18 protein-coding genes, 1 tRNA gene and 1 pseudogene are annotated in these 22,980 nt (G+C 66.1%); 16 read left to right on the top strand and 4 right to left on the bottom strand.

The annotated features are described in order from the left end of the window. Positions 1-175: 175 nt before the first annotated feature. The 3 genes and pseudogenes from JOF48_RS13375 (at position 176) to JOF48_RS13385 (ending at position 2,025) form a co-directional block, all read left to right on the top strand. On the top strand, positions 176-781 hold the full coding sequence (locus JOF48_RS13375; RefSeq protein WP_209681453.1) for a PadR family transcriptional regulator: 606 nt from the start codon (positions 176-178) through the stop codon (positions 779-781). Next, a pseudogene (locus JOF48_RS13380) lies at positions 778-1,464 on the top strand (ABC transporter ATP-binding protein); the annotation flags it as partial. The gene JOF48_RS13375 and the pseudogene JOF48_RS13380, both read left to right, overlap by 4 nt. Before the next feature lie 249 nt (positions 1,465-1,713). Further along, a complete protein-coding gene (locus JOF48_RS13385; protein ID WP_209681457.1) occupies positions 1,714-2,025 on the top strand; it encodes a hypothetical protein in 312 nt (103 codons plus the stop codon). Positions 2,026-2,093: 68 nt separating this feature from the next. Here JOF48_RS13385 and JOF48_RS13390 read toward each other — a convergent pair. Further along, positions 2,094-2,166: transfer RNA gene (locus JOF48_RS13390), tRNA-Arg, on the bottom strand. 157 nt (positions 2,167-2,323) lie between these two features. Here JOF48_RS13390 and JOF48_RS13395 point away from each other — a divergent pair. The 10 genes from JOF48_RS13395 to JOF48_RS13440 all read left to right on the top strand — a co-directional run bounded on the left by JOF48_RS13395 (position 2,324) and on the right by JOF48_RS13440 (position 16,109). Further along, on the top strand, positions 2,324-3,598 hold the full coding sequence (locus JOF48_RS13395) for an MFS transporter (protein ID WP_209681458.1): 1,275 nt from the start codon (positions 2,324-2,326) through the stop codon (positions 3,596-3,598). Between the two features lie 219 nt (positions 3,599-3,817). Then, entirely contained in the window at positions 3,818-5,470 is a 1,653-nt protein-coding gene (argS, locus tag JOF48_RS13400) for an arginine--tRNA ligase (protein ID WP_209681460.1), read from the top strand. Positions 5,471-5,473: 3 nt separating this feature from the next. Continuing rightward, positions 5,474-6,922 carry a diaminopimelate decarboxylase gene (lysA, locus tag JOF48_RS13405; protein WP_209681462.1) on the top strand — a complete coding sequence of 483 codons (1,449 nt, stop codon included), beginning with the start codon at positions 5,474-5,476 and terminating at the stop codon, positions 6,920-6,922. A 36-nt stretch (positions 6,923-6,958) separates the two neighbouring features. Beyond that, on the top strand, positions 6,959-8,293 hold the full coding sequence (locus JOF48_RS13410) for a homoserine dehydrogenase (protein WP_209684539.1): 1,335 nt from the start codon (positions 6,959-6,961) through the stop codon (positions 8,291-8,293). Beyond that, positions 8,293-9,396, top strand: coding sequence for a threonine synthase (gene thrC, locus JOF48_RS13415; RefSeq protein ID WP_209681464.1), 1,104 nt, complete (start codon positions 8,293-8,295; stop codon positions 9,394-9,396). The genes JOF48_RS13410 and thrC overlap by 1 nt, the downstream gene beginning before the upstream one ends. Before the next feature lie 27 nt (positions 9,397-9,423). After that, on the top strand, positions 9,424-10,392 hold the full coding sequence (thrB, locus tag JOF48_RS13420) for a homoserine kinase (RefSeq protein WP_245346539.1): 969 nt from the start codon (positions 9,424-9,426) through the stop codon (positions 10,390-10,392). 359 nt (positions 10,393-10,751) lie between these two features. Next, positions 10,752-12,959 (top strand): transcription termination factor Rho, encoded by a 2,208-nt coding sequence (gene rho, locus JOF48_RS13425; RefSeq protein WP_342591245.1) that lies wholly within the window; start codon positions 10,752-10,754, stop codon positions 12,957-12,959. 170 nt (positions 12,960-13,129) lie between these two features. After that, positions 13,130-14,203 carry a peptide chain release factor 1 gene (gene prfA / locus JOF48_RS13430; protein WP_209681468.1) on the top strand — a complete coding sequence of 358 codons (1,074 nt, stop codon included), beginning with the start codon at positions 13,130-13,132 and terminating at the stop codon, positions 14,201-14,203. A 4-nt stretch (positions 14,204-14,207) separates the two neighbouring features. After that, positions 14,208-15,077 carry a peptide chain release factor N(5)-glutamine methyltransferase gene (prmC, locus tag JOF48_RS13435; protein ID WP_425353719.1) on the top strand — a complete coding sequence of 290 codons (870 nt, stop codon included), beginning with the start codon at positions 14,208-14,210 and terminating at the stop codon, positions 15,075-15,077. Between the two features lie 75 nt (positions 15,078-15,152). Further along, on the top strand, positions 15,153-16,109 hold the full coding sequence (locus tag JOF48_RS13440) for an L-threonylcarbamoyladenylate synthase (protein WP_209681472.1): 957 nt from the start codon (positions 15,153-15,155) through the stop codon (positions 16,107-16,109). A 230-nt stretch (positions 16,110-16,339) separates the two neighbouring features. Here JOF48_RS13440 and JOF48_RS13445 read toward each other — a convergent pair whose 3' ends face one another. From JOF48_RS13445 to JOF48_RS13455, 3 genes are read right to left on the bottom strand one after another with little or no spacing between them, the layout of a single operon-like run. Next, positions 16,340-17,302, bottom strand: coding sequence for an NAD-dependent epimerase/dehydratase family protein (locus JOF48_RS13445; RefSeq protein WP_209681478.1), 963 nt, complete (start codon positions 17,300-17,302; stop codon positions 16,340-16,342). Positions 17,303-17,304: 2 nt separating this feature from the next. Then, positions 17,305-18,276: a glycosyltransferase gene (locus JOF48_RS13450; RefSeq protein WP_209681480.1), complete on the bottom strand. Its 972-nt coding sequence runs from the start codon at positions 18,274-18,276 to the stop codon at positions 17,305-17,307. After that, positions 18,273-19,172 (bottom strand): glycosyltransferase, encoded by a 900-nt coding sequence (locus JOF48_RS13455; RefSeq protein WP_209681481.1) that lies wholly within the window; start codon positions 19,170-19,172, stop codon positions 18,273-18,275. Before JOF48_RS13455 ends, JOF48_RS13450 begins: the two co-directional genes overlap by 4 nt. A gap of 198 nt (positions 19,173-19,370) precedes the next feature. On the opposite strand from JOF48_RS13455, the gene JOF48_RS13460 reads away from it, so the two are divergent. The 3 genes from JOF48_RS13460 to JOF48_RS13470 all read left to right on the top strand — a co-directional run bounded on the left by JOF48_RS13460 (position 19,371) and on the right by JOF48_RS13470 (position 22,980). Next, a complete protein-coding gene (locus tag JOF48_RS13460) occupies positions 19,371-21,254 on the top strand; it encodes a polysaccharide biosynthesis protein (protein ID WP_245346540.1) in 1,884 nt (627 codons plus the stop codon). Beyond that, on the top strand, positions 21,254-22,339 hold the full coding sequence (locus JOF48_RS13465) for an MraY family glycosyltransferase (protein WP_209681485.1): 1,086 nt from the start codon (positions 21,254-21,256) through the stop codon (positions 22,337-22,339). The genes JOF48_RS13460 and JOF48_RS13465 overlap by 1 nt, the downstream gene beginning before the upstream one ends. 128 nt (positions 22,340-22,467) lie before the next feature. Continuing rightward, positions 22,468-22,980: a Cg1360 family ATP-synthase-associated protein gene (locus tag JOF48_RS13470; protein ID WP_209681486.1), complete on the top strand. Its 513-nt coding sequence runs from the start codon at positions 22,468-22,470 to the stop codon at positions 22,978-22,980.

Here is a 22,980-nt window from a genome sequence, read left to right on the forward strand (position 1 = left end):
GGATCGGGGAGAAAGCTGGATCAGGCGGCGGCTCGGTCCGGTGGGGCGGCGAGCTTCGCCACGACACGTTGCGCCTTGGCTTTGTATCGCGACCCGGTAGTGGTTACTCTGTAACCATTACCGAGTAACTATCTGAAGTTGCGCCACAGACCCCGCCAAACTGAGGAGACCCGCCATGTCCGTCAAGCACGCACTGCTTGCCCTGCTGTCGTGGAAGCCGTCCACCATGTACCAGCTGCGGAAGGACTTTGATGCTTCCACTGGTGAAACCTGGCCGCTGAATATTGGCCAGGTGTCCACCACGCTCCAGAGGCTTGAACGCGACGGGCTGGTTGAGCAGGTTGCCGCTCTGGAGGGGGAGCCGGAGCCGTGGCGGCTGACGGCCGGCGGCCTCCGTGAGGTTCAGGAGTGGTGGCACAGCCCAGTGCCCAGGGAGACTCCGGGACGTGATGAGCTGGTGATCAAGCTGGCGCTCGCCGTCACCGTTCCCGGCGTCGATGTTGCCGAGCTGGTCCAGCGCCAGCGATCGGCCACCCTGCGTGTCCTGCACGACATCACCAAGGTGCGGCGCGGCGTGGATGAAGGAGACATTGCTGTTCGGCTGGTCCTGGACAACCACATCTTCACCACCGAGGCGGAACTGCGCTGGCTCGACGACGTTGAAGGGACTCTCCTGAGTGCACAAGCCCGAGCGACTGCGGATGGCACGGTCGCACAAGTGCCTGCCGAGCCCCAAGCCCAGGTTTCCGCCAAGACGGTGAAGGCGGGCGGCAAGCGATGAACGCAGCAAACAGCCCGGTGCTGGAGATCCGCAACGTCTTCCGGGTTCACGGGCAGGGGGAGCGGGCGGTGCAGGCGCTCGCAGACGCAAACATGAAAATCCACGCGGGCGAGTTTGTCGCCATCATGGGGCCTTCGGGATCCGGCAAGTCCACCCTGCTGCACCTGGCTGGCGGCCTCGACACGCCCACTGAGGGACAGGTGCTGGTGGAGGGCACCGACCTTGCCAGCCTCAGCATTGCCCAGCGGGCCGTGATCCGCCGCCAGAGCGTGGGCTACGTCTTCCAGGATTTCAACCTGTTGCCGGCCCTGACTGCCGCCGAGAATGTAGCCTTCCCCCTGGAACTGGACGGCTGGTCCCGGAAAAGGGTACGGCAGGCGGCACTGGTCAGCCTGGAAGAGACGGGTGTGGCACAGCTGGCTGACCGGCGCCCCGAGGACATGTCAGGCGGGCAGGCGCAGCGGGTGGCCATTGCCTGCGCCCTGGTGGGGCCCCGGCGCCTGCTGCTGGCGGACGGGCCCACGGGTGCCCTGGATTCCACCAATGGCACCGCAATCCTTCGCCTGCTGCGGGAGAAGGCGGACAATGGTGCGGCGGTCCTCATGGTCACCCACGAGGCCCGTTTTGCTGCCTGGACGGACAGGACGTTGTTTCTGCGGGACGGGCGGATCATTGACCAGTCAGGTCCCTCGGACGCTTCCGTGCCGCGTTCTTCATCGGCCGGCCGCCCAAGAAGATCGTGCGCCGGTCCATCGATTGAGCCGGTGGGGACGTCGTCGGGCATGAGGAGAGAGGACATGAAAAGTAATGGGCAGTGCTGCCCATGGCAGTCAGTGGCGTGCGGCACTATCGTTGTCCACGAATCCCCGCCGCCATGAATCCCCATGGGTGGGCGAGGGCCTACCCGTGAGGAATAATCAGTGCACGCTCCCGTGACCAAGACCATTACATTGCCGCAGTCCGCAGAGGAGGTTTTCGCCGCCGTCGTCAAGACCGTGGAAGCCGGAAAGTACAGCATGGCGGAATCCGATCCGGCCACCCTGCGTGCAGCATTCTCCAGCGGCAAGACCCCGTTGTCATGGGGAAACCTGTACCTCGCCTCGGTGCGGTCTGAGCCCAAGGGGGCGGCCCTGGAACTGGTCTGCGGCGGCTTGCCGGACGCTCCCAAGGCACTCATGGACAAGTGGAAGCATGGCAAGACGGCCACCAAGACCCTCGACGCGATTGTGGCGAACCTGGGTTAAGGACCTGCCCCGGGCATGAAGAAACCCCCTGCAGAAGCAATTTCTGCAGGGGGTTCACTTTTCAAAAGTGCCCTCGATAGGATTCGAACCTACGACCTTCCGCTCCGGAGGCGGACGCTCTATCCCCTGAGCTACGAAGGCGTGGCAACCGTGGCTGCCTTAGGGAACGAGAAAGAGCTTAGCAGGTGCAGGGCCTGCAATGAAAACGGGAAGCAGCACCCGCCCCCGCGCCACGCCGCCGCTGCGCCCCGGCCGCACAAACCACCGGTATTGTTGGGGCAATGGTGATCTCATGGGCATGAAAATGCATCAAAAGGCGTGGCTTTTCGCGCTGGCCATCATTCTCACGGCGCTGACATTGCGCGCCGCCGTAACGGTCGTGCCGCCGCTGATCTCCACCATCAACAACGACCTTCCGCTCACCGCCGCCACCATCGGCATCCTCGGCATGCTCCCCACCGCGGCATTTGGCCTGTTCGGTTTCCTGACCCCGTACGTCATCCGCTGGGCGTCGCTGGAAAAGCTGGTCGTCATCGCCATCCTGGTCGGCATCGTCGGACAGGTTGCCCGGGTCCTGGCACCCAACACGCCGCTGTTCCTCATTTTCTCCGTGATCGCCTTTGGCGGCCTTGGCGCCGGCAACGTCCTGCTGCCGCCGCTGGTGAAGAAGTACTTCCCCGGCAAGATCGGCCTCATGACGGCGCTCTACGTCACCGCCATCTCCATCGGCACAGCACTGCCCGCGCAGCTCGCGGTCCCCGTCGCCGACGCCACGAGCTGGCAATTCTCCCTCGCCTCCTGGGCAGGCTTGAGCGCACTGGCGCTCATTCCGTGGCTTGTCGCTCTCTTCTCCCCTCGCACGACGGCGGACCCCGCCGCCGCGCCCGGCCCGCCTGCCGCTGTGGCCGGGCAGGGCGCTGCCGCCGGGGAACCGCAGCTGCAGGTGGTTTCCACTCCGCCCGCCCCGGCGCCAAAAATGAACCTGTGGAAGTCGCCCACGGCCTGGGGTCTGACGTTCATGTTTGGCTGCACGTCGCTAAACACCTATGCGCTTTTTGCCTGGCTGCCGGAAATCCTCACCGAGGCCGGGCTCGACCGCGCCCATGCCGGATCCATGCTGGCGTTGTTTGCCGCACTCGGCCTGCCGCTGAGCCTGGGCATCCCCCTCATTGCGGCAAAGATGCGCAACCCGTTCCCGGCCGTGCTGGTCATGCTGGGCTGCTTCGTTGCGGGCTACCTGGGGCTGCTCCTGTCTCCGGCCGAGGGGACATGGCTGTGGGTGTCACTGGCGGGGCTGGGCCCCGGCACCTTCCCGCTGTCCCTGCTGCTGATCAACCACCGCACGCGCACGCAGCTGGGAGCCGGCGCCCTGTCGGGGTTCAGCCAGGGCATGGGCTACACGCTGGCTTGCACGGGGCCGCTGTTCTTTGGCCTGCTCCGCCAGTGGACCGGCTCGTGGACGGTGCCGTTCCTGTTCCTTTTCGCCACGCTGGCACTCCTCGGCACCGGGGCTTGGATCATTTGCCGGCCCAAGATGCTCGAGGACGACTTCGCCCCGCACCCGGCAGCCTGACCTGCTGCCTGCCCCGAAGCACGCCTGAAAATTTCGATGACGCAGTTGTTGGACCGGACAACGCTTTCCACGTCCATCAACTGCGTTATCGAATTCGGTGAGGGGCTCCGGGAGGAAACCTCCGGGGAAGAAAAGTGGGTGTCCCGACGGGCGGCCGAATGGTGGGCACTCGTTTCATGGATTGGGGGAGGGGATGGCCGGAACCGTACACTTAGAGGCGTGACTCCTGAAGAACTTTCTGCCGCCATTGCCACCTGCCTAAAAGATGCCGTCGACGCCGGTGACCTCACCGTCCCCGCCGAGGCGCTTCCCAACGATGTGCGGGTGGAACGCCCCAAGAGCCGCGAGCACGGAGACTGGGCCACCAACATCGCCCTGCAGCTGGCCAAGCCGGCCGGCGTGCCGCCGCGCAAGATCGCCGAGGTGCTGCAGAACCGCCTCAGCGAAATCCCCGGCGTCTCGAAAGTGGACATTGCCGGCCCGGGCTTCCTGAACATCACCGTGGACGCCGCCGCCGCAGGTGAACTCGCCAAGGCCATCGTTGAGGCCGGCGAAGGCTACGGCAGCAACACCCAAATGGCCGGCACCAAGATCAACCTCGAGTTCGTCTCCGCCAACCCCACGGGCCCCATCCACCTGGGCGGCACCCGCTGGGCCGCCGTTGGCGACTCCCTGGCGCGCATCTTCCAATCGCAGGGCGCCGATGTCACCCGCGAGTACTACTTCAACGACCACGGCAACCAGATCGACAAATTTGCCCGCTCACTCCTGGCCAGTGCCAAGGGCGAGCCCGCCCCGGAGGACGGCTACGGCGGCGCGTACATCGAGGACATCGCCAAGGAAGTCATGGCGAACAACCCGGGCATCCTCGACAGCGAAGACCCGCAGGAAGAGTTCCGCGCCCAGGGCGTCGAGCTCATGTTCGCCGCCATCCGCGCGTCGCTGCACGAGTTTGGCGTGGACTTTGACGTCTACTTCCACGAGAACTCCCTCTTTGAGGACGGCGCCGTGGACAAGCTCCTCGAGCAGCTCAAGGGTTCCGGCAACATGTACCTCAAGGACGGCGCCTGGTGGCTGAACTCCACCGACTACGGCGACGACAAGGACCGCGTGGTCATCAAGTCGGACGGCAACGCCGCCTACATTGCCGGTGACATCGCCTACTTCAAGAACAAGCGCGACCGCGGCTTTGACCTGTGCATCTACATGCTCGGCGCCGACCACCACGGTTACGTGGCCCGTCTAAAGGCAGCAGCGGCAGCCATGGGCGACGACGCCGACCGCGTCGAGGTGCTCATCGGCCAGATGGTCAACCTGGTCCGGGACGGCAAGCCGATCCGCATGTCCAAGCGCGCCGGCACCGTTGTCACCATGGAAGACCTCGTTGAGGTTGTGGGCACCGACGCCGCCCGCTACTCCCTGGCCCGCTTCTCCAGCGACTCCAACATTGACATCGACCTGGACGTGCTGACCAAGAAGTCCAACGAGAACCCCGTGTTCTATGTCCAGTACGCGCACGCCCGCACCAGCGCCGTGGGCCGCAACGCCGCAGCCGCCGGCGTGGAGCGCACCGCCTTCGACGCCGCCGCCCTGAGCCACGCAACCGAGTCCGAGCTCCTCGCCGTCCTCGGCCAGTACCCCGGCGTGCTGGCCCAGGCCGCCGGCTTCCGCGAACCGCACCGCGTGGCCCGCCACCTGGAAGTCATCGCCGGCGCCTACCACCGCTGGTACGACGCCTGCCGCGTCACCCCCATGGGCGAGGAAGCCGTCACGGACACCAACCGCACGCGCCTCTGGCTCAACGACGCCGTGGGCCAGGTCCTCGCCAACGGCCTGTCACTGCTGGGCGTCTCCGCACCGGAACGGATGTAATCCATGAGCAACAACGTCGCCGGCGTCGAGCTGGCCCCCGAATGGCTGCCTGCCGCCGGAAACCTGAATGAGCTGGCCGCCGCTGTTTGGTCGCACGACGTCGAACGCGGCCAGGGCGGTGAGCTCACCATCAGCGGTGTTCCGGTCAGCGCTCTAAAGGCGCAGTATGGCACGCCCCTGTTTGTCATGAGCGAGGACGACTTCCGCCGGCGCGCCCGCATGTTCAAGGACGCCTTCGACGAGGCGTTCGCCGACATCTGCGGCGGCGTGGACGTCTACTACGCCGGCAAGGCGTTCCTGTCCACTGAGGTCGCGCGCTGGGTCGACTCCGAGGGGCTGCGCCTGGACACCTGCTCCGGCGGCGAACTGGCAGTTGCCGCCCGTGCCGGGCTGAAGGGCGAAAACCTGGGCCTGCACGGCAACAACAAGTCCGCGGCAGAGATCAACCGCGCATTGGACATGGGGCTGGGCCGCATCGTTGTGGACAGCCTGCACGAGCTCAAGCGCGTCGCGGACATCGCGGCGGCACGCGGGGAAAAGGCCAACGTCATGCTGCGCCTGACCCCCGGCGTGCACGCCCACACCCACGAATCCATCGCCACGGCGCACGAGGACCAGAAGTTCGGCCTGAGCTTCATCGCCGAGGACCCGGAAGCCCCGGGCATCAGCGCAGCGGAGGCTGCCGCCAAGCTGGCGGTGGAAGCCGAAAGCATCAACTTCCTGGGCTTCCACGCCCACATCGGCTCGCAGATATTTGAGGCCGAGGGCTTCGAGATTGCAGCCCGCAAGCTGCTGGCCTTCACCCACGAGATCCAGGAAAAGTACGGCGTCACGCTGCCGGAACTGGACCTGGGCGGCGGCTACGGCATCGCCTACACCGCGGTGGACACCCCCCGCCCGGCGGCAGAAGTCGCCCAGGCGATGGCCGCCGTCGTCCGCGAAACGTGCGCGGAACTGGGGATGAACGCCCCGAAGATTTCCATCGAACCGGGCCGCGCAATCGTCGGTTCCACCACGTTCACCCTCTATGAGACCGGCACGCTGAAAACCGTCCAGGTTGAGGTGGACGGCCAGGAAAGTGTGACGGCGCCGCGGCGTTATGTGTCGGTGGACGGCGGCATGAGCGACAACGCCCGCCCGGTGCTCTACGACGCGGATTACACGGCAGTTTTGGCCGGCCGCAGCGCCGATGCCGCCCCCGCGCTGTCCCGAGTGGTGGGCAAGCATTGCGAGAGTGGTGACATTGTTGTTAGAGATGTATATCTGCCCAACGACGTGGCGGCCGGGGATTTGCTTGCAGTCCCCGGAACGGGCGCGTACTGCTGGGCACTGGCCAGCAACTACAACTACGTGCCCCGTCCGCCCGTTGTCGCCGTCTCAAACGGCGCCGCACGCTTGATCGTGCGGGGCGAAACAGAAGACGATTTGCTGGCACGCGATTTAGGGGCCTAGAGACCTTTGACAGAGCGCAACACCGCGGACACCGACGTGTCCGCCACCAAGACCTTGAAAGTGGCGCTGCTTGGCGCCGGCAACGTGGGTTCGCAGGTTGCCCGCATCCTGCTCGACGACGCCGACACCCTGGCAGCCCGCACGGGCGCCCGGCTGGAGCTCGCCGGCATTGCCGTGCGCAACGTGGATGCGCCCCGCGAGGTGGAGCTGCCGCGGGAGCTCTACACCACCGACGCCTCGGCGCTGGTGCGCGGCGCCGACATCGTGATTGAGCTGATGGGCGGCCTGGAACCGGCCAGGACGCTGATCCTGGAAGCAATTGAGCACGGGGCCACCGTGGTCACCGGCAACAAGGCGCTGCTGGCAGTTGACGGCCCGGCCCTCTACGAGAAGGCCGACGCCGCCGGCGTCCAGCTCTCCTACGAGGCCGCCGTGGCCGGTGCCATCCCCATCCTGCGCCCCATCACGGATTCGCTGGCCGGGGACAAGATCACCCGTGTCATGGGCATCGTCAACGGCACCACCAACTTCATCCTCGACGCCATGGACTCCACTGGCGCCGAGTTCTCCGACGCCCTGGCCGAGGCCACGCGCCTGGGCTACGCCGAGGCCGATCCCACCGCAGACATCGAGGGCCACGACGCCGCCGCCAAGGGCGCCATCCTCGCCTCACTTGCCTTCCACACGCGCTTCGCGCTGGAAGACGTGCACTGCGAGGGCATCACCGGGGTCACCGCCGGCGACATCGCCTCCGCCAAGGAGGCCGGCTACGTCATCAAGCTCCTCGCGATCGCCGAGAAGATCCAAAAGACTGACGACGCCGGTCTGCCCACCTCGGGCGTGAGCGTGCGCGTGCACCCCACCCTGATTCCCCGCGAGCACCCGCTGGGTGCCGTGCGCGGCGCGTTCAACGCCGTGTTTGTCGAAGCCGAAAACGCCGGGGAACTCATGTTCTACGGCGCCGGCGCGGGCGGCTCGCCCACGGCGTCGGCCATCATGGGCGACGTTGTCTCGGCGGCCCGCCGCCTGGTCCTGGGCGGCCCGGGCCGCACCGATTCCACCATTGAGGTGTTGCCGGTGCTGCCGATCAAGGCAGTGGCCACGCGCTACTACATCGGCATGGATGCGGCCGACGAGCCCGGCGTGCTGTCCAAGATTGCGGCACTGTTTGCCGAGAACGGCGTCTCGATCGAGACGATGCGCCAGACGGTGCACCGTGAACCCGGGGAGGTTGAGGGCCCCGGCTCCGCCGAACTGCGCATTGTTACGCACCGAGCCGGCGAAGCTGCACTGGCAGCAACGGTTGAGGCCATCAACGGCCTTGACATCATTAATTCAATTACAAGTGTCTTGAGGGTGGAGGGAGTCTGATGGCTCACCAGTGGCGCGGGGTTGTCCGCGAATATGCAGAGCGTTTGCCGGTAACGGCAGAAACCAGGATCATCACCCTGGGCGAGGGCGGCACACCGCTCGTGTACGCCCAGCAGCTGTCGGCCCTGACCGGGTCCAAGGTGTACCTGAAGGTGGAGGGCATGAACCCCACCGGATCGTTCAAGGACCGCGGCATGACCATGGCCATGACGGCCGCCGTTGCAGCCGGTGCCAAGGCTGTTGTGTGCGCCTCCACCGGCAACACCTCGGCCTCGGCCGCAGCCTACGCCAAGGCCGCCGGACTGACGTGCGCCGTGCTGGTTCCCGAGGGCAAGATCTCCATGGGCAAGCTGAGCCAGGCCGTGGCGCACGGCGCCACCATCCTGCAGGTCGACGGCAACTTCGACAACTGCCTGGACGTGGCCCGCAAGCTGGCCGATTCCTACCCGGTGTTCCTGGTCAACTCGGTCAACCCGGCCCGCATCGAGGGCCAGAAGACCGGTGCCTTTGAAGTGGTCGACGCCCTCGGCGACGCCCCCGACTACCACGTGCTGCCCGTGGGCAACGCAGGCAACATCAGCGCCTACTGGCGCGGGTACAAGGAATACTGCGCACCGTACGAGTCCGCCGAGAACGGCACGCTTCCCGCCGTCTCCACGCACACTCCCATCATGTGGGGCTTCCAGGCCGCCGGTGCCGCACCGTTCGTTGCCGGCCATCCGATCACCGAGCCCGACACGATCGCCACGGCCATCCGCATCGGCAACCCGGCGTCCTGGGACATGGCCATTGCCGCGCGCGACGAGTCCGGCGGAGTCATCGAGGCCGTCACCGACGAGGAAATCCTTGCCGCACACCGCTGGCTCTCGGCGAAGGAAGGCGTGTTTGTTGAGCCCGGCTCCGCAGCAGGCGTCGCCGGCATCATCAAGAAGCACGCTGCCGGCGAGGTTCCTGCCGGCAAGACGATCGTCATCACCGTCACCGGCCACGGCCTGAAGGACCCCGACTGGGCCCTGAAGAACGCCGACGGCAGCGCGGCACAGCCCCAGTCCGTGCCGTTCGACGTCGTCACGGTCGCCAATGCGCTCGGCCTGACGGACTAGCACCACACGCTCATGACAGGGTCAACCATGACTGCACCGCTTCTGAAAACACCGTCCGCCGGGGCCGCCGCCACAGTGCGCGTCCCCGGCACCAGCGCCAACCTCGGCCCGGGGTTTGACTCGCTGGGCCTGGCGGTGTCGCTGTACGACACCCTCACCGTCACGGCGCTGGATGTCCCGCAGCTCGAGTTCGAGCTCAGCGGGGAGGGGGTGGCTGAGCTGCCCCGCGACGCCAGCCACCTCGTGGTGAAGACCATGGACCTGGCATGGGCGCGCCTGGGCTACGCCCGGGTGGGCCTGCGGATCGCCGCGGACAACGTCCTCCCGCACGGCCGCGGACTGGGCTCATCGGCCTCCGCCATCGTGGCTGCCGTCATGGCTGCCAATGCGCTGGTGGCCCCGGAAGACCGCCAGGACAGCAGCTGGGTGCTGCAGCTCGCCTCGGAGCTGGAGGGGCACCCGGACAATGTCGCCCCGGCAATCTTTGGGGCAGTGGCCATTTCCTGGGAGGAAGGCGGACGGTACGCCAGTGCCCGGCTCGCGCCGTCGGAGCAGGTCATACCCGTGGTGGCCATTCCCGATGTTGAACTGAAGACCGAGCGTGCCCGCGGCATGCTGCCGGCCGCCGTGCCCCATGCCGATGCCGCAGCAAACTCCGGCCGGGCGGCGCTGCTGATGCATGCCCTGACGGCGGAGCCGTCGCTGCTGCTGGCCGGCACGCGCGACTACCTCCACCAGGACTACCGGGCGGAAGCCATGCCCGGCAGCGCCGCGCTCGTGACGCAACTGCGGGCCGAAGGCTTCGCAGCCTTCATTTCCGGGGCCGGCCCCACTGTCATGGTGCTGGCCAACGGAGCTGCAGCCGCCGACGCGGCGGTGGCCCGCATCACAGAATGGGGGAGCGGGACGGAAAGCGCCGAGAATTCCGGCGTGTCTTGGCGGGTTTCGCGGCTCCAGGTGGACCGTGAAGGTGCTAAAGTGGAAGTGCATCCGTAGCTTGTAGACACTTTCCCGGCAAACCTGCACCAATTTGGCCTTGCGTGGAAATGGACAATGTTTATGGACCTCATGATGCCGCTCTTACGGCCTGTTCTTATCTTGCACAGTGACCGGCGGATCAACACATGGCAGCCGCCGGTGTGATTCCAGAATCGCTCCCATTTGAGACTTGATTCAAAGAGTGAACTCCACCATTGCCCGGGCCCGCCGTTTGCGGCACGTGGCAGTGGAACCTCAGAAACATCTCATTGCAGTTCACGCCCGGTGCACCACAGGGCGGGTGCAAAAGGGAGCTTCTGACACTAATCATCGCGGCCCCAAGAATTGGGCCCGCCATCGAGGGGGAAGGATCCTTCGTGACCGAAACCGTAACTTCAGCCGCTGCTCCCAAGTCAGCAGGGTTGGCTGGATTGAAATTGGCACAGCTGCAGGTTCTTGCCGGACAGCTGGGCATCACCGGTGGTTCCAGGATGCGCAAGGGCGACCTTGTGGACGCCATCTCGGCGCACCAGCGAGGCTCATCCGTGGCAGACCGCCCGGCTGGCAAGGCTGACGAGAAGGCCAAGGCCGGGAAAGCTCCCGCCAAGGCTGCCGACAGCAAGGAAGCACCGGCGAAGGCCGCTGCAACCAAGACCACCACCAAGAGCGCACCGGCCGCCAAGGCTGCCGAGACCGCAACTGAGACGGCTGCCGAAGCGCCGAAGGCAGCCGAGCGCCCTGCCCGCGGCCGCACCCGCCGTGCCGCCAGCAGCGACGGCATCATCACGACCGGCACGCCGGCCGTCACAGAGGAAGCCCCCGCAAAGGCGCCGGCTGCCACTGTGGAGACCCCCGCCGTCGAGCCTGCAGAAGGTTCAGTCCGCGAGAACGACGGCGAAAACCGCCGCCAGCCGCGCACCCGCAACCGCCGGGCCCAGGGCGGCGGCCGCAGCCAGGCCGCAGAGTCGGACGAGGCAGCAGTAGAGGCCCCGGCAGCACCTGAGACCGCCACCGAATCGCACTCTGCCGAGCAATCCGCACAGGATTCCGGCAACGGCGAGCACGGCGACGGTTCGGACCGCGGCAACCGCAACCAGCGCGGCAACCGCAACCAGCGCAACAACGACCGCAACGACCGCGGCAACAACGAGCGCTCCACCAGCGACCGTGGCAACCAGGGCAACAACTCTGGCGCCAACGCCGGCCACGACGACGAGGACGGCTCGCGCAACAACCGCAACCGCCGCAACCGCCGTGACCGCAACTCGAACGACTCCAACGACCGCAGCGATCGCAACGACCGCGGCAACAACCGCAACGATCGCAACGATCGCAACGACCGTTTCCGGGACCGCAACGAACGCCGCCGCGGCCGCAGCCAGGGACCAGACTTCGACGACACCGAGCTGACCGAGGACGACGTCCTCCTGCCCGTGGCCGGCATCCTGGACATCCTGGACAACTACGCTTTTGTGCGCACCTCCGGCTACCTGCCGGGTGCAAACGACGTATACGTGTCCCTGTCGCAGGTGAAGAAGTACAACCTGCGCAAGGGCGACGCCGTTGTTGGCGCCATCCGCGCGCCGCGTGAAGGCGAAGACCGCAGCAACGCCCAGAGCGCACGCCAGAAGTTCAACGCCCTGGTGCGCGTCACCAGCGTGAACGGCAAGACCCCGGAAGAGCTCAAGGACCGCGTGGACTTTGCCAAGCTGGTTCCGCTGTACCCGTCCGAGCGCCTGCGCCTGGAGACCGACCCCAAGAAGGTCGGGCCCCGCGTCATCGACCTCGTCGCCCCCATCGGCAAGGGCCAGCGCGGCCTCATCGTCTCCCCGCCGAAGGCTGGAAAGACGCTGATCCTGCAGTCGATCGCCAACGCCATCACCATCAACAACCCCGAGGTCCACCTCATGATGGTCCTGGTTGACGAACGCCCTGAAGAAGTCACCGACATGCAGCGCACCGTCAAGGGTGAGGTCATTGCCTCCACCTTCGACCGCCCGGCAGATGACCACACGCAGGTTGCCGAGCTCTCCATCGAGCGCGCCAAGCGCCTCGTGGAAATGGGCATGGACGTTGTTGTGCTCCTGGACTCCATGACCCGCCTGGGCCGTGCCTACAACAACTCCGCGCCGTCCTCCGGACGCATCCTCTCCGGTGGTGTGGACTCCGCAGCCCTGTACCCGCCGAAGCGCTTCTTCGGTGCCGCACGAAACATTGAAAACGGCGGCTCGCTGACCATCCTGGCCACGGCACTGGTGGAAACCGGTTCCAAGGCTGACGAGGTCATCTTCGAGGAGTTCAAGGGCACCGGCAACATGGAGCTCCGCCTGTCGCGCCAGCTGGCCGACAAGCGCATCTTCCCGGCTGTTGACGTCAACGCCTCCGGCACGCGCCGCGAAGAGAACCTGCTCTCTCCGGAAGAGGTCAAGATCATGTGGCGCCTGCGCCGCGTGCTCTCCGGCCTGGAAATGCAGCAGTCGCTGGAACTGCTGACCTCCAAGATCCGTGAGACCCAGTCCAACGTCGAGTTCCTCATGCAGATCCAGAAGACCACCCTGGGCTCCAAGGCCGAACACGACAAGTAGCTGTTTACACTAGTCCGCCTCCGTGATGATGGGGCCCGCCCGCTTCGCGGGCGCCCGAAGCCGCTCCCGGCCCCCATCATCACTTTGGCGGACTAGTGCGTTAAAGCTGAGTGTGTTTGGCCCTTGCGGAAGTAATTAGACTTGACTTACGTCGAGAGAGGTTTTTACAAATGTTTGAATCCATCCATGGCTTGCTTGATGAGCATGCCGAGCTGCAGATGCGCTTGAGCGAGCCCGAGGTGCACGCCGACCAGGCGCTGGCCCGCAAGCTTGGCCGCCGGTACGCGGAACTGAGCAACGTGGTTGAGGGCTACCATCAGGTGGAGTCGCTGGGCGACGACCTCGAGGCGGCCCGTGAAATGGCCTCCGAGGATGCTGAATTTGCGGCCGAGGTTCCTGTCCTTGAAGAGCAGCTGGCCGCTGCGCAGGAGAAGCTGCGCCGCCTGCTGATCCCACGCGACCCCGACGACGCCCGAGACGTCATCCTGGAGGTCAAGGCTGGCGAAGGCGGCGACGAGGCAGCGCTCTTTGCCGCCGACCTGGTCCGCATGTACACCCGCTACGCGGACTCGCGCGGCTGGAAGACGGAAATCATCTCCGCCACCGAGTCCGACCTTGGCGGCTACAAGGACATCTCCATCGCCGTCAAGGGCCGTTCCAACGACCCCGCCGAGGGTGTCTTTGCCCGCCTCAAGTTTGAAGGCGGCGTGCACCGTGTGCAGCGCGTGCCGGCCACCGAAAGCCAAGGGCGCATCCACACCTCGGCCGCCGGTGTGCTGGTCCTGCCCGAAGTGGATGAGCCGGAGGAGGTTGACATCAGCCAGAACGACCTCAAGATTGACGTCTACCGCTCCTCGGGACCGGGCGGGCAGTCGGTCAACACCACCGACTCCGCCGTGCGCATCACGCACCTTCCCACGGGCATCGTGGTGGCCATGCAGAACGAGAAATCGCAGCTGCAAAACCGTGAAGCCGGCATGCGCGTGCTCCGTGCCCGCATCCTGGCCCACCAGCAGGCCATCATTGACGCGGAAAACTCCGCCACCCGCAAGTCGCAGATCCGCACCATGGACCGCTCGGAGCGCATCCGCACCTACAACTACCCGGAAAACCGGATCGCCGACCACCGCACTGGCTACAAGGCCTACAACCTTGACGCCGTCATGAACGGTGACCTGGAACCTGTGGTGCAGTCGGCCATTGAGATGGACGAGCAGGCCCGATTGGACGCCATTGGCGACTAACGACGTGTCCTTGGACTCGCCTGTTTCCCTGGCTGACGCAGTGAAGGGCGCGACGGCGGTTCTTGCGGACGCCGGGGTGCCCTCGCCGGCGGTGGATGCGCAGCTTTTGGCGGCGCACCTGTTGGGCGTTGGCCGTGGCGAGCTGGCGGCCATGCTGTTCGGCTCGGCCGCGGCGCCGGCGGGCTACGATGCACTCGTCGCCCGCCGCGCCGCCCGCGAACCGCTGCAGCACATCACCGGAGTGGCGTATTTCCGGCACCTGGAGTTGTCTGTCGGCAAGGGCGTCTTTGTCCCCCGGCCGGAGACGGAATCCGTGGTCCAGCTGGCACTTGATGTATTAACACGCATGAGCCAGGAACGCGAAGGCGGGTTGTCCGCCGTCGATCTTGGGACAGGGTCCGGCGCCATTGCCGCCTCCCTGGCCACGGAGGCCGCCGGGGTGCGGGTCCATGCGGTGGAGCTTAGCGACGACGCCTTCCCGTGGGCGCAGCGCAACCTTGCCGGCACAGGCGCCACCCTGGTCCACGGCGACATGCGTGATGCGCTCCATGAGCTCGACGGAACAGTGGATGTGGTGGTGTCCAACCCGCCTTACATCCCGGCCGACGCCATTCCGCGGGACCTGGAAGTTCGGCTGCACGATCCGCACATGGCCCTGTACGGCGGGGGAGCGGACGGCATGGAGATGCCAACTGCCGCGGCTGCCACGGCGGCCCGGCTGCTGCGTCCCGGAGGATACTTCGTCATGGAGCATGCCGAGGTGCAGGCGGCGCAGATGGCCGCTCTGCTGGAAGGCAGCGGGGCATGGGAGAATGTTCGCAGCCACGTGGACCTGACGGGTCGGGACCGTGCAACGAGCGGCTGGCGCCGCTAGGCAGGGCGCCACAAGCAAGGGTGTTTGGCCAGGTGCATTCAACTGTGGACGCGCCATGATGAAAGAATGTAAAACGTGAGTACCACTTCCTATAACTGCACCAATGATGAGCAGCGCGCTGCGGCATTGGAACACGCCCAAAAAGCCATTGCGGCCAAGCAATTGGTTGTCATGCCCACGGACACCGTCTACGGCGTTGCCGCTGATGCGTTCTCGCCGCAGGCCGTGGCCACGCTGCTGGCTGCCAAGGGCCGCGGGCGGAACATGCCGCCGCCCGTGCTGATCCCGCGCATCGGCACCATGGAGGGGCTCGCCGTCGACATTCCCGACGATGCACGCAAGCTCGCCGAGAAGTACTGGCCCGGACCGCTGACCTTGATTTTCCATGCACAGCCCACGCTGGACTGGGACCTGGGCGACACCGTGGGCACGGTTGCCCTGCGAGTCCCCGACGACCAGCTTGCCCTGGACCTGCTGACTTTGACCGGCCCGCTGGCCGTGTCCAGCGCGAACCGCACGGGGCAGGCCGCAGCCCAGACCGCCTCCGAGGCGCGCGTGCAGCTCGCGGAATCCGTGGAGGTGTACCTCGAGGGCGGTTTCCGGCCGCTGGAGGGGACCGACCCCACCCCGTCCACGATCGTCGATGCCACGGGCCTGCGCCTGCGGGTGGTGCGCGAGGGTGCCATCTCCCTCGAGGACATCAAGCGCATGATCCCCAGCGCCCTGGGCCCGGACGTCGAACCTGAAATTTGGGAGCCCGCCAACCTGGCCAAGGCGGAGCCGGCAGCTGAAGGGCAGGAGGCTGATGCGGCCGACGACGGTGCTGCCGCGACTGCCGCCGAGGGTGACGCCCCTGCGGAACCATCCGCAGACACTGGCGACACCGCCGCGGACGATGAAACGGCTGCAGAAGCCCCCGCCGATGCAGAGGATGCAGACGGTGACGAAGCCGATTCTGGCGCTGCAGCGACAGAAGAAGAGCCCGAGCCCGTGACCCTGTCCAAGGAGAACCCGGCGAACGCTGCTTCATAGGCGCAACTTCTGCGCAGGGGCACAGCAATCGGGGTCCCGGGACGGATCCATCCTTTGTGAGCCTGAAGGCGTGGAGCCCTGGATCGCAGCCGCCACCCACTGCACCTGCGTACGGTTAATGGCGAATGGTGCGCAACTCCAAGAGTTGCGCACCATTCGCCATTAACCACACGCAGACTTGGTGGAAATCGCGGTAGCGCGATGGGCGGCAGGCCCAAATGGTGTGGGAGCTAGCGCAGCCCGTTGGCCCGCCGGGCATCCTCCAAGACGGCGCGCACGGCGGGGGCGGGGACCAGCCCGGCAGATTCGGCCCAGCCCGGGACCTGCTCCTGTCCAAACCACATGAGCTCCACCCTGCGGATGGGACCGTGCAGGCGTTCACCCATGAGCGCGGAGACCAGGTAGCCGCCCTTCAGCACCCCGCGGCACAGCCAGCCGGGCAGGCGCAGGGGCTTGCGTCCGCCGCCGGCCTCCAGCACGTCGCTGACGGTCAGCCCCTCCCAGGGCTGCAACACCAGCGAGGGCACGGCGTCGGGGTGGCTGGCAACCTCAACAACAAACCACGCGAGCGCGTTGATGGAACTGACAGGCGTCGGGGCGGTGCCGGGCGAGGCGACGGATGCGATCGGCGACGCCGCCACCTTGACGAAGGAGGCTGTGGTGGGACGGCCCGGACCCTGCACCGAGGTGGCGCGGACGGTCACCAGCGAGGTGCCTGAAGCCTCGGCTGCCAGCAGCTCCAGGGCCTCCTCGCCCAGCGCCTTGGAGCGCGAGTAGGGGGAGAACGGTGCACGGCTGGGGCTTTCGTCGATGACGCGGCGGTGGCCCTGCACGGAGGCACTGCTCAGGTGCACAAAGCGGGACACCCCGGCGGAGCGCGCGGCCAGTGCGGCCACGGCCGGAAGCAGCGCATTGGCACCGGCCAGGGCGGGGGATTCGCCGTCGCCCGGGGTTGCCAGGCCTGCCGCGTTCACCACAATGTCGACGCCGGCAAAGGCACCTTCCAGCCCGGTCGCAGCCACCGCAGTGCGGGCCCCGGCCACGATGCCGTCAGCCGTTGCCGCGGAAGACTCCAGGCGCGGGGCCGCCAGCACGGCCACGGACTCGCCGCGGGATTCCAGTTCGGCAACGATGGCGCTGCCCACAAAGCCGGTGGCGCCAAGGACCAGCCAGCGCAGGGGAGGGGTGCTCATGTTCAGGAGGTTCTTTCCAGTGGTTGCATGGGAACAAAGTCGCCGGCCGCCATGATTTGGCGGGAGTCGCGCCAGCCGGCAAACAGCCTGCTGCCGCCGCGGAGCGTCTTTTCAACGCCCACCAGCCGGACCAGTTCCTTGGACATCGTCAAGGCCGTGCCGAGGGCGAATCCCACCCGGTTGTAGCTGTTGTGGGCCCGCAGGTATTGGGCCACGAGCCCGCGGTTGCGCATGACGTAGTAGCGGCTGAGGTCCGAGGAGTCGTTGAGGTGGCGGATGCCCAGGTTCAGGCTGCGCTGGGGCCGCACCTTGTGCAGCACAAACTCGTTGACATACACCACGGGCCGCTGCAGGGAGATGAGCCAGCCGTAAATGGTGTCGTCCCAGGTCAGGAAGAAGCGGGAATCCGGCAGGCCCACGCCCTTGACGGCGTCAGAATGGAGGAGCATGCCCTCGAAGCAGCCAACATTCGTGGCGAACTCGTCCGTTTCCTCAAAGATGTCGCCCTTGACCGGCAGCGGCAGGCCCAGGAAGGTGTTGAAGCTGTTCTGCCAGAAGAACGGCTCGCCGGCGGCATCGTAGCGGCGGCCCACCACGGCGTCGTACTTGTCCATCCACGGACCAAAGGCGCCGACAGCCCCGGGAACCACCGTGACGTCGTCGTCCATCAGCCACATCCACTGCGCACCCTCCGCCAGGGCGCGCTCCACGCCGGCGGAGAAGCCGCCCGCGCCGCCTGAGTTGACCTCGAGGCGGTGGTGGATGACGGGGATGGGCACGGGCAGCGCGGCAAACTCGCGGCGCACCCCGTCGATGACCTCCACCGTGGTGTCCGTGCTGGCATTGTTAACAACTATGACGCCGTCGGGGGCGGGGTCCAGGGCTGCAACGGAGCCCAGGAGCTCGGACAGGTAGTCAGCACGGTTGAAGGTGGTGATGACGATGAAAAACTGGCTGCGTCGCTGTGAACTCAAAACTTTTGGTCCTTCATGGGGCCGAACTTTGCCCCTCTCAGGCCTGCCGAGTATGTGCCTGCCCACTTGGCAAGGCCCTTGACATCGCCCTTTTTCAGGAAGAACAGGGGATAGCCGACGGCGTCGGCCACCAGGGAGCGCACGCGGCGGTGCTTGCGGGTGAGGAAGCCGCGGTTGCGGTAGTAGTAGAAGCGCTTGAAGGGGGTTTCCGGGACGAGCACGTGCAGGCGGTCGCCCAGCACCTCCTGCACCTCGCCCCAGCCTGCGGGGTGGGTGAGCGCGACGGAGGTGACGGTGCCAAACTTCACCTTGGCCTGGCGCAGGCGCAGCATGAAGTCGGTTTCGTCGCCGCGGATGAAAAGGCGCAGGTCGGGCAGGCCCACCTTGAAGAAGACATCGGTGCGGATCAGGGCACCGTTGAAGAACTGGCCCACGTTGTCAATGAAGCCCAGCGGCTCCACCACGGCGCGGTCGTGCGTCAGGTGCCCGTCGATGCGGAACGGGAAGGACAACTTGGTGGGCTCGCCGGGGGCAACAATGAGGGGCACCACGACATCGAGGCCGCGTGCCTTGGCGGCTTCCAGCAGTGTGGCGAGGCAGGCAGGGTCTTCCGGGTGGGCGTCGTCGTCCATGATCCAGACCCACTCGGCACCCGAGGCGATGGCGTTCAGGATGGCGAGGGAAAACCCGCCGGCACCGCCCAGGTTGGCGAGGGAGCGCACGTACGTGACTTCGGCCGGGGCCTGCGCTGCTATGGCGGCCACGGACTCCGTGCCGGAGTCGACCAACGCTATGGCATGCGGCGTATGGGTTTGTTGCGAAAGGGCCCCCAACAAGGTGCGCACGTCGTCGGGCCTGTCAAAGGTCACGGCGGCAACGGCAACGGAATCGGTCAAGGGGGTTCCTCTCGGGTGGTGCCTTCGGTGTTCAAGGGCATCCGGTACGTCTTATACAGTGAGTAACCGCCTGAAGGGATTACTATTCATGTGTAGCCTCCAGTTTAGTACAGCCATGCATGGGTGCGTTGTTGCGCCATGTCCCGGACGGCTCATACTCGCAATTACCCCGGACGAATACGGAAAATACGAATTACGTTGAATACCACCAGTGCACAGGCAAGCGGGAATCCCGCATTTTCATCCGGGGACGGCGAAGGCAAGCCGAAGCTGTGGCTTTGGTCACAAGCTGTCCTTGACTCCCTGGCCTGGGCGGTGGCCCTGTGCCTTGCCGTGCTGTTGCGCTATGAGCTGGACGTGCGGCTCATCAACTTCCCGGGGCTGGCCATCATCATCACGGTCGCGGTCGCCACGCAGCTGATTGTGGGCTGGTACATGGCCCTTTACCGCGGCCGCTACACGTTTGGCAGCATCGCCGAAGCGCGGGTGCTGATCGCCGTGACTTTGATCGTTGGCGTGGTGGTGAGCATCGTACTTTCCATTTTCATCAATGAGCTGCACATTGCCCGCTCGGTGGCCATCATCGCCTTCCCGTTCGCGGCGCTGTCCATGGCGGCCGTGCGGTATGCGAAGCGTCTCTATGTCGAGGGCAAGCCCACGTTTGGCGATGAAGCCCAGCGCACCTTGATCTACGGCGCCGGATTCCTGGGCAACTCTCTGGTGACCCGGATGGTCCAGGACCCGGATTCCCCCTACGTCCCGGTCGGCCTGATTGACGACAACACGTCCAAGAAGCACCTGCGCCTGAGCTCTGTGGGCGTGCTGGGCGGCGGCCACGAGCTGCCGGAAATCATCAAGCGCACCAAGTCCACCGTGGTGGTCCTGGCCATGGCCCACCTGGATGCCAAGCGCATCCGCCAGATTTCGGACAGCGTCTCCGGCCTGGGCGTGAAGGTCCTGGTCCTGCCGCCGCTGCAGGACATGCTCAGCCCCGAAACGGGCAATGGCAACAAGGGAGGGCTCACCGACTTCCGCGAGATTGATGTTGCCGACCTCATCGGCCGCACCCCGGTGGAAACCCAGGTGGAGCAGATCGCCGGCTACGTCAAGGGCAAGCGTGTCCTGGTGACGGGCGCAGGCGGATCCATCGGCTCCGAATTGTGCCGCCAGCTCAGCGGCTTCGAGCCGGCCGAACTCATGATGCTGGACCGGGACGAGTCCGGGCTGCAGCACACCCAGCTCTCCATCGAGGGCCACGGGCTCCTGGACAACCAGAACATTCTGCTGGCAGACATCCGCGACGCCGATGCGCTCACCGAAATCTTCGCCAAGCGCCGCCCCGAAGTGGTTTTTCACGCCGCCGCGCTCAAGCACGCCCCGCTGCTGCAGATGTATCCGGAGGAGGGATGGAAGACCAACGTCATCGGCTCCCTCAATGTCCTGCAGGCCGCGCGCAGCGTTGACGTGGAAACCTACGTCAACGTCTCCACGGACAAGGCCGCCAGCCCCACCACGGCCCTGGGCCACTCCAAGCGCGCCGCCGAAAAGCTCACCTCATGGATGGCGGGGGAGACCGGCAAGCGCTATGTGTCCGTGCGCTTCGGCAACGTGATCGGCAGCCGCGGCTCCATGCTCCCGCTGTTCACCGACCAGATCAACAAGGGCGGCCCGGTCACCGTCACCCACCCCGACGTGACCCGCTTCTTCATGACCATTCCCGAGGCCTGCCAGCTCGTCATCCAGGCCGGTGCCATCGGGCACGGCGGCGACGTGCTCATCCTGGACATGGGCGAGCCCGTGCGCATCATGGACGTGGCCGAGCGCATGATTGCCATGTCCGGCCGGGACATCGAAATCAAGATCACCGGCCTGCGCCCCTCCGAGAAGCTCCATGAACAGCTCACCGGCGACGACGAAGTCCAGGACCCGGACGGCCACGCCAAGATTTCGCATACGCACGCCCGTCCGCTGGACCCGGCCGAACTGGACCTGGAGCTCTGGCTGCAGCGCTGCCGGGACGAGGCCGGGCCGGATGCGCCCAGCATTGATGAATCCGACGGCGACGTCGCGGCAGGTGCCTGATGGAACTGTGGGCACAAATCACCGTTGGCGCCATCGCGCTGGTCCTTGCACTGGTCCTTCCCCTTTTCGTGCGCCCGCTGCTGGCCCGCGCCGGCGTCCTTGACGTCCCGAACGCACGCTCCTCGCACACCACGCCCACCATCCGCGGCATGGGAATTACGACGGCGGCCGCCCTCGCCGCCGCCGTGCTCGCCGCCGTGTTCCTGCCGCAGACCGGGAACGTCACCAAGGGTTCGCTGACCCTGGTGGTGATCCTCGGCGTCGTGCTGGCCGCCGCAGCCATTGGCTGGATTGAGGACATCCGAGGTCTCTCGGTCAAGGTGCGGGCCAGCCTGCAGCTGGGCGTGGGCGCCGTTGCCACCGCAGTGGTGGCGCTGATCGATCCGGGCCAGCAGCAGCTGTGGCTCATCCCCGTCGGCGCACTGGCCGTGGCCGCCTATATCAACGTTGCCAATTTCATGGACGGCATCAACGGCATCTCCGGCAGCCACGGACTGCTGGTGGGTGGCTTCTACGCCTACGCCGGCATCATGAGCGGCCATGCCTGGCTGGTGTACGCCGGCATTGCGATTGCCATGGCCTTCGCGGGCTTCCTGCCGTGGAACCTCAGCCGCAACAAGGTTTTCCTGGGGGACGTGGGCAGCTACCTGCTGGGCGCTTCCATCGCCGTGACCGCCATGTGCGCCTTCCTGGCAGGTGTTCCCGTCGAGTACATCTTCTCCCCGGTGCTGATCTACCTGATCGACACCTTCGTCACGTTCCTGCGCCGCCTGATCGCGGGGGAGCGCTGGTATGCCGCCCACCGCCAGCACGTGTACCAGCGGCTGACCATCGTGGGCCTGAGCCACCTGCAGGCCACAGCCGTGGTGTGTGCGGCCACTGTCCTGGTCAGTGTCCTGGGCATCGTTGCCGCACAGGGGAGCGAAGCGGTTCAGGTGGTGGCCACGGCGGCCGGGTTCGCCGTCGTGCTGGCCTACCTGCGCACACCCACCTGGTTCCAGGGGTGGATGCGGCGCCACCGCGCAGAATCCGCGAATCCGGCCGAAAGCGGCGGCGACAGCGGTGCGGCTGCCCGGGAGGGGTGAACGGTGGGTCGGCAACAAGTTCTATGTCGTGTAGAATTTATTTCCGGTGACAGTCACCGCAGCTTTGCCCGCGCCGTGTGCCACGGAATGTCGACGGCTGGCATTCTTCCCACAACACTGGAGCTTCCATGAAGGACAACAGCGCCCTTGGCGGTGCCTCAAACGGCCACCTGCCGGTGTCCGGTCCCACGGAGAGCCCCAGCTGGAACATCCTGAAAAGGTGTGTTGCAGTGGTCGGCCTGGCCGTCGTGGCCATGGCTGGTGCCGCCTTCATCTTCACGGATGGTGCGGGAGTGCTGAGCGTGCTCTTTGGCTCCGCCCTGGTGGTGGCCTTCTTTGGCCTGAGCCTGCTGGCGGGGCACCTGTTTGCCCGGAAAAAGCCGGAGGCAGTCATGGGCGTTTTTGTCATGACGTATTTTGTCAAGGTTCTGGGCTTTGGTGCGGTGCTCTTTTACCTGGGAACACCGGGATGGCTGAACAAGCCATGGTTTGCCGGCGCGGCTGTTGCCTGCGTCTTGATCTGGCAGGCCACCGAAGTGGTTATTTTCTCCAAGCAGCGGTTCCTGTTCTTCAACGAAGTTCAAACGCCTGCAAAGGCTGCGGCGGATCCCGCGGCCGAGCCTGAAGGTGAAGGATCCTAG

The organism is Arthrobacter stackebrandtii (assembly GCF_017876675.1).
Taxonomy (GTDB): domain Bacteria; phylum Actinomycetota; class Actinomycetes; order Actinomycetales; family Micrococcaceae; genus Specibacter; species Specibacter stackebrandtii.